This window comes from Bacillus cereus group sp. BfR-BA-01330, from assembly GCF_022663885.1.
Taxonomy (GTDB): domain Bacteria; phylum Bacillota; class Bacilli; order Bacillales; family Bacillaceae_G; genus Bacillus_A; species Bacillus_A cereus.
The window spans coordinates 351,398-362,146 of the sequence record NZ_JAKUGK010000008.1; the positions used below are offsets into that span (position 1 = coordinate 351,398).

Genomic DNA, 10,749 nt, shown 5'->3' on the forward strand with positions numbered 1-10,749 from the left:
GAATATATCAATCTAAAAAGTCGAGTTCTTAGCGTATAGGAACTTGGCTTTTTCTTTATGAAATTTTGCTTAGCGTATAAAATTCGCGAAATGTTGGTACTATCCCTAATAAAGAAAATCCTCCAGCTTTCACCGTAACTACCACCATATCCTATAACAATAGTGCCTCCTTTAGATTAGAGGATAAAACTAGGGTTCATTCCATGTAATTTAATGAGTTCACATTACCTTATGTATTTAAGAATCAATTGAGCAGATCTTCTTGAAAATAAAAAAAAGACGCCATAAAGCGCCTCCCATTTGGGTAAATAAGAAGTAAGGTTTCCAAGATAACTGAAAAAATAGAACAGGTGGTTAGAGTTTATCATATTCTTTCGCCGAATGAACATGCATTATTACATATCATCACAAATCCCTCTATTTTCCATTTGATAAAATGAAATCCTAATATTGTTAATAATTAAATAAATATTTCTACAAATTGAAAATATTTACAAAATATACAAAAGTGATACATTTAAGGTGCAAGTTATAAAAAATATTTAAGGGGGATTTATTATGTTTAAGAAATTAGTAGTAGGAACATTAGCAACTGGTATCGTATTAACTGGAGGGATTGGAGCAGCATCAGCAAGTACAGAAGGTGTAGATAATACTAAAAATTCAGCACCAATTATCCAACGTACCCAAATACTTAAAGATGATTTCAGTCTGATAAATGGTGAAAGAGAAGTATCGTTCGAGCATGTAAAAAAAGCAGATATGAGAGTTCATATGACAAACAATACTAAAGGTACACTTGACTGGTCTTTAAAAGACTCAAAAGATAATGTTATTGGTTCTGGATCGTTAGCAGCAGGAAAGGGTTTTACAAATACGTACAATACTCTTTCAAAAGGTAAATATAAGCTTAAAGTTACTCACAGAAATGGTGGTTCTGGATCGTTCTATGCAGCTGCTCGTACTTTAGACTAGTATACATAGAACCATTTTAAGCGTATTGCAGAAGAACGATCAGAGAGTTTGGGGATTAAGGAGTTTTGTCATAATATCATCGTTTGCAAATACAAAGTCACAAAATGCCTACCTAGGGAAATAGGTAGGCATTTTTAATGCAGAAAAAAGACACCCAAAGGTGCCTTCATCCGACTTGAACCATCTTAATTTTATTGTGTTGTTATTATATAAGGGGTACCGCCAGCATTTTGCAAAATAACCTACGCTATGCGGAAAAATAAAATAAGCTGTCCATGTGGACAACTTATTTACATAATTATTGTCTTTGCATAACGTGATTTTTGTTTTGATGCAATTTGATTATCTCAAATGGGTATTTATCTTATTTACTTTTAGATATTGGACGCATATCTTAATTAAGAATTCTAGAGGATAGGGAGGAGGGCATACACATGGAAAGACAAACACCTATTTATGGGGCATCTCCGTATTACGGAAGTCACTATCCTTATCATCCATACCACGTAAGTTATTATCCATATCATCACCATCATTATTATCCATACCAGCATGTGGGTTATAATCCATATCATCATCATCATCATCACCATCATCATGGATATCCTAGCAGTTATTAATGTAAAAACAAAAAACATCAAAAAAGAGGGTACTTCTTGGGTCCCTCTTTAAATATTTTTAGTCTACATAACTTTCGAAAGCGGAAATTAAAAGTTTTTAGTTTCTTGCTCACTTAAATCACTCGTTACTTTAAGGGTATTTCTTTACAATCTTATTTAAAAAAAAGAGTTTACTCTTTTTTTTAAACAAGCTAGTAGTTAATCAACGAGGATTCAATCTCAATATTTTCTTGATTTAATGATAATAGAAGATGGTCTCCGTTTTTCATTTATTAATTCTGGCATTTTTTCTAATCCTGTTGGGGTTGACTCTGGCTCAATAATTTTCTCAATTACAAGACCGTTGTCTATAAGAGTATTAATTAATGTTGAAATTGTTCTGTGATATTTAACAACACCATCTATCCACCAATGTTCCTCCCTTTTTCCTTCTTTTTGGTAATTATCTAATGCCCAATGCAATTCATTTCCATTATTATCCTTGAACAATTGGGTTCCCTAATGGGATTTTCTCTAAATCTAATACCTCATGAGATGGGGATTGGTTAAATAAAGATAAATAAGCAGATGGGCCGTGAATTAATCTCCTAGTTCCTTTATCAATTAAATATATATTAATATCCCTAGGAGATTTAATTTTTAAATCATTATATATCTGTGGGTTTTGTAATAGTACGTCGCAGATTAATTGTTGTTTATAATCTTGTCCATAATTCCAATAATAAGGAAGGGAGTTTTGTGGAATGTAATACATATAAATAATTCACATACTTATTAGTATTTGTTTGTATGAAATTAAATTATGGATACTGTAATGGATGAGTATTTGTCTGGTATACCTATTTTTCAACAAAAAAAGAGAGCCGAAGCCCTCTATAATAACTTACTAATAACCATAGTCACTACTCTCATAGTAATATGAATTTGATTCTCCACAACAAATACATGTTGTTTGTTGGATAAATAATGGACTAAGTGAAGCGTTAGCTGTAGTGGCATTTGAGAAAGTAATACTTTGAACATCCTCAAATAAGAAAGTTTTTCTATCTCCCGGTGTTAATGTAATTGTTTGTGGAGTTGTGGAATTAAATGTTCTAATAGTCAATGTAACAAACGCAGCAAATACAGGGCTAAAATTAAAACGAATTAGAGTTTTATTGTGATTAGTTGTAAAATTTTCAAATAGGGTAATTGTAGAACCTGGTGGAATTTCAAGACTTGTAGGGGTAGTTTCAGAGCCGAAAATTGTAAATGTCTCTATGAAACAGTTATTGGAGTTTGAAGAGTTACATGATTTATCTTTTTTCTTGTAATATTTCTTTCCATCTTTACAGAAATAATCTGCCATATTTAATCATTCCTCTCAAAAAAGAGTTTAAGGTTGTCCCATATATATTATGAAGGTTGTATAAAAAGGTTCTAGTTTAAAAAGAGTAAATAAAAAAGAGAGCCGTAACTTTCACTGGTCAATACGATAAAATAGGCATCAGGGTACTTCATACAGAACAATGCACTATTGCATATCCTTATCCGTAAGTGTGAGAAAGCATTGATATACAGCTGTTTTTACTGAAGAACAAATTGAATGGACAAGAAAACAATACAAACCAGGCCACTCTAAGTATGGAGCTAGAGCAATGGCTAGAACATTCGGAACATCACATTCAACTATAGGGAAGGTTGTAAGAAATGAGACTTGGAAGCATGTGTAACGAGCTTCTAACGAAACGCGGAATCATTTCAGAAATGGATAGGGAGGCGGTTTAAATTATGAAAGAAAGCACATTATCAATGTTAATTGTATCAGCAGCAATATGTGTATTTGTATACCTGGTACACCGAATAGATGTCTGGGACAAAAAGATAGGATGGTCACGGAATGACAAATAAACAGCAGTGTGATGAATATAAACGTAAGAAAATCTTGTGGATTATAAAGGATTTAAGATCAAAGTGTACATAACAGCGCAGATAAGGTTGAGGAAACATACAAGAGGTATATCACACTCTAGTTAAATGATAAAAGCCCTGCAAGGGGATGCAGGGCAAGACTAAGGGTATTGAAGAATTGTCGATTCTAAAAGTAAAGGACTTCTTGGAATGTAATAAGTTTAACACATACTTCATTAAATTTTTATATAAAGATTTTAAAGATTTATGAAAGTAGACAAACCTTTACTTGTCTGAATGTTCAGGGAATTAATAGGGATTCTCCACTTTATTGAGAGATTCCTGGATATTCCGAAGTGTGAAAGCATCAAAAAAGCCCGTACAGAAGCACAGGCCAGTTGTTACACATATCGGTAACTAAATTTTAACAAACTTTCAGAAAGTTAGCTATTGAAAAATAAAAAACGCTCGATGGCAACGAGCGCTGTAGAGAAAACATTCCCTAAAATTAGCTACCTCTATTATACCATGAATTTTCTCTCAGTAAATAAGGAGTGAAAGACCTATGTTAGATAATATTCAATCTAAAGTCGTCCTTCCGAAGTGGATAGAAGACGTCATGCCGTTATTGCGGAGTTAAGAGAAATTCATCAATTACAGCTGGAGGGAAAATGGGATGCCACGAATTGGATCGGATTTGGAAAAGGAGAATTACACAATGGCGTTGCAGCAGGGAAAGTACATGAAGAAATCGCCGCATTAATTATGGATCAGGCAGATAAGAATAAAATCAAATCACGTCCAATGGGGTTAGGGGCATGAAGCAACTAACACTTGAGGATGTAGTCGGAAGTTTTGATTATACCGCAACAAGTACCGTGAACAAATTCTTGAAGCGTAATAGAATTATGACATACTCAGTAGAATTTTACGACAAAGACGAGAAGTGGAAGCTTCGTTGGTTTGAGGCGAAGTTCGAGCGCGAAGCTATAGAAATGGCTAAAAAGAAATACGGAAAGATACAGATTATCACCACGTATATTTCTGATAGAACCTTAGAAGAGATAATGAATTTGGATTAGGAGACATAGCGTTATGACGTATTTAAAGGGTAGAAACTCATTTAATTGAACAAGGCACTCGTAGGCGTCATAGGGTCAGTAGAAACGTTGGGATTATTGAAATCAGAAAGAAATATGGGCTTCAGATTTACTGGCTAGGGGCACTAAATAAAAAAAGCTAGGATTCCCCCTAGCAAAGAGTTATGTCGTACAGAAAGGTACAAACTTAATGTTTGCAATTTCATTATATAACGTTTCTGGGGTGGAAGGATTGACTCATAGCAATCTTTACGTAACTTTTACATGTGATTTAAATATTTGATAACACAGACATGGATTGATTAGAAATTGAAATTATTAAAGGAATTTATCTATATGTTAATTTTTCACAAAATACTTATTGGAATAAAAAAATGGTCCTTACTATTACGTAAGAATCCCATAACCGAAGGAGCCCTAGATTTAGGGATCTAGGGCTTCTTGTGTCGGTATAACTCACACAATTTTATGAAAAGAAAAGAACTTACTGAAGATAACATATGAATGTTTCGTAAATGTATCAAAAAAGTGAACAAAATAGTTATTTTATGATGGATAAATAAAAGAATCCGTTTGTTATAAACGGATTCTTCCCACAAGGTTTGCAAGAAATTCAAGGTAACTAGACCGGAGCACTTATTGAATTTCTTGTGATAATACTGTATGCAAAGGAATTAATAAGGTTAAAGAAATTTAAACAAAATCCTTATTTAACAACAAATAAAAAGAGCGCTAATCGAGAGCGCTCCTTATACCTAATTATAGCGAAAGTGACGAACTCACATTATACAGAAAGGCACTATTATTGTATGTCAAAGTATGAGATTAGTGAATGAATTAAGATAAAATCGTTATCTAAATAAAAGAACCCCCCGATTATCCACGGGGCTTCTAAGGGTATGTGTCAAGTAATGACGTACTCGACTAATTAACCATATCATGAATTTTTTGGTAAAAATACTGGTAAATGTGTCCAAATAAGCAGGGCATAAATTTGAATAAAAAACGCTTTTTTAGTAGAAAACGTTGAAAAAGGACCCGGAAAAGGGGTAAGGGTCCTTTTTAATGGAACAATAGAATTTTATGGAATCACCAATATATTACCATAATAGGAAAATTTTTTCTAGGATGTAGATATTGAGAAAACTTTATATAAAAACTTCATTTTAATAGAAAACGGGGGTGAATAATTGAGAGTTGATAAAACTTTTTCAGAACTATGGCATTTACATTTGAGAGGAAATTTAAACACCGAATTAATGACCACAGAAGAATATGAAGAAAACGAAAAAGAAGTTAAAGATATATCTTTGATGGCTATAAACACAATTAAAAAGCTACAAAGAAGAATAAGTGAACTTGAATTAGAAAACAATCAACTAAAAGGTATAAATAAGTTTTCTTAATAAAAATTTCATTTTGTTTTATTTTAAAACCAAAAAAGAGCACTTAGTAAAGTGCTCTCGTGACGAACCTCATTTTATAACGACTATTTTATAAAGAAAGGAACTCAGAATATTATATGTGAGTCCAGTTAATTGAGTGCTTCTTACAAATAAAGAGCAGCTAGCAAAAGCTAACTGCTAGGTTCTCCAAGGGGGAACAAGGAGAAAATCTGTTGTCATATACAGTATTGACGGAATATTGAATTTTATTCACGAGAGATTATATTCTGAAATTTGAATTATGATAGTTGATATTCTCCATATTGACCAGAAAAGAACTAAAAGTTCTAGTGAAATTCCAAGGGTTCTTTTCTTAGTTTTTTGAGATTCTTTTATCAAATAGCCAACAGCACTAATTGCTATAAGAATGAAAAGAATAAGTTCGAGTGTAACTGGCATTCTATCTACTCCTTAAAACAAGTTTGTATATAACGATTATAAGATATTTTTAATGATTGGTAGTAGAAAATTCAACAAAATAATTCTTTTAAGAGAAAGTGAAGAATAACATTGGGGCAAGGTAACCGTGGAAGGGCCTTTGAAATGCTTATCAATTTAGCGAATGAAATGTATCAAAGAGGGGGAGTGGCGCTTATTAACAAACGTCCGACTCCTGTGAAGGTGTTAAAGAGCAAAGGCGGCCGTGTACTAAATGGATTCTATGAAGCAAAGAGCACAGTAGACTATGACGGTGTATATAAGGGGAGAGCTGTAGCATTTGAAGCGAAGTCTACAGAGAAAGATACACGTTTTGATTTAAAGAACATTGCGCAGCATCAATTTGATTACCTGGAGAAAGCGGAGAAGATGGGAGCGATATGTTTTTTCCTTATTGAGTTTAGTAAGGATAAGTCAGTATTCGCAGTGCCACTATGAGTTATTCAATCTTATGTAAAGATGTCTCATCAACCAAAGGGCAAGAAGTCTATACCGAGAGCAGACTTTGATATTTATTATAAGTTTTGCGAGAGTTGAAAAATAGTATAATATCTCTTTCAATGTACATATTAAGAAAAGTTTTTAATATCATACATAAAAGGCGGGATAATATGAGTGAAAATAAGAAAAATGAAGAGTTGAATAAGATAAAGAAGTATTACTTTAATGAGGACAATCAACCAGTAGCTGGTATAGAGTTAATTTTGCCACCGGATATAGGAATCATGTTAGACCCGAAATCAGTTAATGATGAAAGTAGAGATATTGATAATGAATAGGTTTAATTTAAGCATCTATTCGGGTGCTTTTTTCTTTGTTGTATAGAAATTACACATTAAGTCCCTTTAATACATGACTTAGGCATAGTCGGGAATGAATCATTATAATGACACTGAACGGTTTCCAACATGTTCCCCTATATTTTTTCAAGAGAGAGCACTTATTGGGGGAGTGCTCTCTCTCGTTTGCACATAAGGAGGCTTTCATCATACAATATCGAATCAATGCCAACCAACTTATTCCTTTTCCGAGAGCTATATATTCCGCTATAAAGCTCTTTTAGGTTGCGCCATTAGAAATGGCAAGGCATTGTCGTATATTTTATACTCAGAAGCTTAGGACACTTTATAGTGTTCTTTTTTTATTGAACAAAATGTACATTTGGATTAAAGGATTCTATATAAATAGGTAGAATCTAATTATTTGGTTTACATTTTAATCTGAGGGGTACAAATTCGATGCGACGTGAAAAGGATTTGTTGAAGCAATGGAAGGCGGATTTGCAAGCTGTTCAAGAAGAGAAAAGGCTGAAGAAGAAGGCTAAGAAAAAGAATAAGAAATATAACATTCCGGGTAAGACAGCTGACTTCATGGATGGCAAGAATATTTATCGTAAAGAGAATGGGGTATGGAAGCAAAGAAATAAATAATGTGAGGATAAATGATTTTGATTAAGTGTATAGCAATTATCGTAGGCGCTGCCGTGATCTGGGTGGCGTCTTGTTTGCTGTTAAGGAAAGATAAGGCGTGAGATAGACTTGCAAATTGAAATATTATTAGTTTGAAACATAGGCTAGTAAACAAACTATTTCTACCTTTTAATCATAGAATATGATGAATTCTATTTTTAGAGGAGGGAATCATATCTATGGGATGGGATAATAATTTTGGACATTCTCGAGATTGTAATAGATTTTGGGATGATTTAGTCTTTTGCGGTTGCGGCCGTAGACGAAGAAGAAACGATTTTAACGACTGTCATTGTAGACGTGACTGCGATTGTGATGAGTGTCGTCGTAGACGTAATCATGAACGTGATCGTGATCATGATGATCATCGAGATTGGTAAAGTCTTTTGAAAGAGTGCATGTCTTAATCGCACTCTTTTTTTATTATGTTTTTATTAGGACTTATTAAACCTAAGGATACAGTTTCAATTTGATTGAACATCTACCAAAACAAACGAAAAGGTGCATCAATTTTGTGAAAGAGAACCTGCAAACCTGCAGATTCTCTTGATAATGATTTATGAAGTAAGACCCGAAAATATAATACAATAATTCAAAAATGAGTTCAAGAGTATTTGGTGATTTAAGCCGCTTTATAATCTTTGTTTTTAAGCTTTTTTCTAATATCCATAAATCCTATAATCATTATCGCCATGCATATTAACTTAAGCCAACGAACCTCCTGGTGGTACATTAGCCCAGAAAAGAATTCATAGGCATATAACAAACCGACAATTGGAAATAGCCAAGTCATAAATTTCAAATCTTTTAGATGAAACTTATAATTATTAATCTTTTTCCACATATGTATCAACTCCTATTATTATGAGGTCCTGTAGTTTTTCTTGATGATATCTTTTATGTTGATAATTAAGGATATAAGGAATCCAACAGCTAGGATACCGTTTAACCAATAATATGTATTTCCTGATGAAAACTTATTATAAAAGGAGATGACATTATAATATACTAGGAGCACTGAAAAGACAGTAGAGAGTACTAACATACCAAAACTTTTCATGATGTTCACCTCGATTCAAAATTTTAGAACTTATTTACAATTTTACATTCAAATAATCGGATTTACAAGAAGAGGAATAAAAAAGAACCCGTTGGAGTACGGGTTCTTTCAGAAGTGATGATGTATTCTCGGCTAGGGAACTGAGAAAAACACAAAAATATAATACATCGAGATTTAGAGAATTTCAATATTAAATGAAATATTATCGAGGAGGGAATTATATCATTTGATGAAGAAACCAAGGTAGCGTTAAAGCGTATTAATTTTTTAAAAAATGAGCTGGATATTTTAAGGACACATAAAATTATTGAAATTTTTGTATGAATTCATTAATATGGAAGTATATTTATTGTTTAATTGATTCCGTTTATTCCCACACCTTATTGTGTTGTGGTTGAGTTGTAGAAGCAAGTTGCGTCTTGTTTCATTTATGAAAGGGCTTCTTTGAGCCGATTAGTGTATATAGCTTATTTTGCTATGCACATTTTTAATCGACTTGAAGAAGCCCTTTTTGTGTTGTTTTCAAGTCTGTTTGATTAGTAGAACCCATTATTACACTGGGCAAAAATTATTATTTAGGGGGGATTTATTTATGCATATCAGTTATGAAGTATCTTTATTTTGTTCTGCACATCCAGGTGATATTATTCCAAGTTTACGTGCATTACGAATGAGAGTTACAAAAGAAGGGGCATTTTGGGAACGAGATTGTTATCAGTTTTCCATTAAACCATCAAACTTGTCACAGCGAGCAGCAAAACAAGCAGGGGAAATCTATTTGTATCATGTTCATTTTAATGGATGTGTACGGGATTTCCTTTTTTTATCATTTTAGCCAAGAAGACTCCTTCCTCAAGGAACGCGAAGTGAGTAGGTGGGAGATGAATTGGCTTCGAGCAAGGGATGGCAAGAAGCCATCTTAATTGTTCGACATACATAAAGTGTTACTTCACTATCAATCGAATGTACGTTTGGTATATAATAGTCATATACCGAAATGGAGGTGAATCAAATGATAATTAATAAAGCCTATAAGTTTCGTATCTATCCAAATCAAGCACAAGCAATTCTAATTAACAAAACGATAGGTTGTTCTCGCTTTGTATTCAATCATTTCCTATCCCTATGGGATCGCGCATATAAAGAAACTGGGAAAGGTTTAACATATGGTACATGCTCTGCCAAACTTCCTGCCATGAAGAAAGAATTTGTTTGGCTAAAAGAAGTGGATAGTATTGCGATTCAGTCGTCTGTTCGCAACCTTGCGGATGCGTATACACGCTTTTTCAAAAAACAAAACAGCGCACCGCACTTTAAATCTAAGAAGAACAACGTACAATCTTATACCACAAAACAAACAAATGAAAACATTGCTGTTGTAGGGAACAAAATAAAGTTGCCAAAACTAGGCCTTGTTCGATTTGCCAAAAGTCGCGAAGTAGAGGGGCGTATTGTAAATGCTACAGTTAGACGGAACCCTTCTGGTAGATATTTTGTGTCACTATTAGTTGAAACAGAAGTACAAGAACTTCCGAAAACACATTCTTACATTGGAATAGATGTAGGACTAAAAGATTTCGCTATTTTGTCAGATGGAACACACTATGAAAATCCGAAGTTTTTCCGATCATTAGAAGATACGTTGGCGAAAGCACAGCGTGTGCTTTCTAGAAGAATGAAAGGATCTTCTCGCTGGAATAAACAACGAGTAAAGGTAGCTAGAATTCATGAATACATATCAAATACTAGAAA

General features: G+C 33.4%; 14 protein-coding genes and 3 pseudogenes. 11 read left to right on the top strand and 6 right to left on the bottom strand.

The genetic code is table 11. The features are described 5' to 3' along the window. Window positions 1–558 precede the first annotated feature (558 nt). Window positions 559–975, top strand: coding sequence for a hypothetical protein (locus MR112_RS23380; protein ID WP_242245491.1), 417 nt, complete (start codon window positions 559–561; stop codon window positions 973–975). 434 nt (window positions 976–1,409) lie between these two features. Beyond that, the gene (locus MR112_RS23385; RefSeq protein ID WP_242245492.1) at window positions 1,410–1,595 is read left to right on the top strand and encodes a hypothetical protein; all 186 of its coding nucleotides are present in this window, start codon (window positions 1,410–1,412) and stop codon (window positions 1,593–1,595) included. Between the two features lie 219 nt (window positions 1,596–1,814). On the opposite strand, the pseudogene MR112_RS23390 reads toward MR112_RS23385, so the two are convergent. The 3 genes and pseudogenes from MR112_RS23390 to MR112_RS23400 form a co-directional block, all read right to left on the bottom strand. Then, window positions 1,815–2,081 (bottom strand): annotated as a pseudogene (locus MR112_RS23390) (SAM-dependent methyltransferase); the annotation flags it as partial. Beyond that, window positions 2,071–2,349, bottom strand: a complete 279-nt coding sequence (locus tag MR112_RS23395) for a hypothetical protein (RefSeq protein WP_242245493.1) — start codon at window positions 2,347–2,349, stop codon at window positions 2,071–2,073. The gene MR112_RS23395 and the pseudogene MR112_RS23390, both read right to left, overlap by 11 nt. A gap of 132 nt (window positions 2,350–2,481) precedes the next feature. Further along, window positions 2,482–2,943 (bottom strand): hypothetical protein, encoded by a 462-nt coding sequence (locus MR112_RS23400; RefSeq protein WP_242245494.1) that lies wholly within the window; start codon window positions 2,941–2,943, stop codon window positions 2,482–2,484. 1,145 nt (window positions 2,944–4,088) lie between these two features. Here MR112_RS23400 and MR112_RS23405 point away from each other — a divergent pair. The 3 genes from MR112_RS23405 (at window position 4,089) to MR112_RS23415 (ending at window position 5,991) form a co-directional block, all read left to right on the top strand. Further along, window positions 4,089–4,307, top strand: coding sequence for a hypothetical protein (locus MR112_RS23405; protein ID WP_098375967.1), 219 nt, complete (start codon window positions 4,089–4,091; stop codon window positions 4,305–4,307). Beyond that, window positions 4,304–4,567 (top strand): hypothetical protein, encoded by a 264-nt coding sequence (locus tag MR112_RS23410; RefSeq protein ID WP_098375968.1) that lies wholly within the window; start codon window positions 4,304–4,306, stop codon window positions 4,565–4,567. The genes MR112_RS23405 and MR112_RS23410 overlap by 4 nt, the downstream gene beginning before the upstream one ends. Before the next feature lie 1,208 nt (window positions 4,568–5,775). Then, entirely contained in the window at window positions 5,776–5,991 is a 216-nt protein-coding gene (locus MR112_RS23415) for a hypothetical protein (RefSeq protein ID WP_061139907.1), read from the top strand. Window positions 5,992–6,240: 249 nt separating this feature from the next. Here the strand turns inward: MR112_RS23415 and MR112_RS23420 are convergent, their stop codons facing one another. Continuing rightward, window positions 6,241–6,429: a hypothetical protein gene (locus MR112_RS23420; protein WP_001145518.1), complete on the bottom strand. Its 189-nt coding sequence runs from the start codon at window positions 6,427–6,429 to the stop codon at window positions 6,241–6,243. A gap of 111 nt (window positions 6,430–6,540) precedes the next feature. Here MR112_RS23420 and MR112_RS23425 point away from each other — a divergent pair. The 4 genes and pseudogenes from MR112_RS23425 to MR112_RS23440 form a co-directional block, all read left to right on the top strand. Continuing rightward, a pseudogene (locus MR112_RS23425) lies at window positions 6,541–6,984 on the top strand (Holliday junction resolvase RecU); the annotation flags it as partial. A 95-nt stretch (window positions 6,985–7,079) separates the two neighbouring features. Continuing rightward, window positions 7,080–7,247, top strand: a complete 168-nt coding sequence (locus MR112_RS23430; protein WP_001293569.1) for a hypothetical protein — start codon at window positions 7,080–7,082, stop codon at window positions 7,245–7,247. A 459-nt stretch (window positions 7,248–7,706) separates the two neighbouring features. Then, window positions 7,707–7,898: a hypothetical protein gene (locus MR112_RS23435; RefSeq protein WP_098375972.1), complete on the top strand. Its 192-nt coding sequence runs from the start codon at window positions 7,707–7,709 to the stop codon at window positions 7,896–7,898. 218 nt (window positions 7,899–8,116) lie between these two features. Then, on the top strand, window positions 8,117–8,317 hold the full coding sequence (locus MR112_RS23440; protein ID WP_080450850.1) for a hypothetical protein: 201 nt from the start codon (window positions 8,117–8,119) through the stop codon (window positions 8,315–8,317). Window positions 8,318–8,559: 242 nt separating this feature from the next. Here MR112_RS23440 and MR112_RS23445 read toward each other — a convergent pair whose 3' ends face one another. Beyond that, window positions 8,560–8,781 carry a hypothetical protein gene (locus tag MR112_RS23445; RefSeq protein WP_071741337.1) on the bottom strand — a complete coding sequence of 74 codons (222 nt, stop codon included), beginning with the start codon at window positions 8,779–8,781 and terminating at the stop codon, window positions 8,560–8,562. An 18-nt stretch (window positions 8,782–8,799) separates the two neighbouring features. After that, window positions 8,800–8,997, bottom strand: coding sequence for a hypothetical protein (locus MR112_RS23450; protein ID WP_071741338.1), 198 nt, complete (start codon window positions 8,995–8,997; stop codon window positions 8,800–8,802). A 592-nt stretch (window positions 8,998–9,589) separates the two neighbouring features. Here MR112_RS23450 and MR112_RS23455 point away from each other — a divergent pair. Both MR112_RS23455 and MR112_RS23460 read left to right on the top strand, forming a co-directional pair. After that, window positions 9,590–9,823: pseudogene (locus MR112_RS23455) on the top strand (hypothetical protein); the annotation flags it as partial. A 186-nt stretch (window positions 9,824–10,009) separates the two neighbouring features. Further along, window positions 10,010–10,749: transposase (locus MR112_RS23460; protein WP_242245495.1), on the top strand; the 740-nt coding region annotated here is incomplete at its 3' end.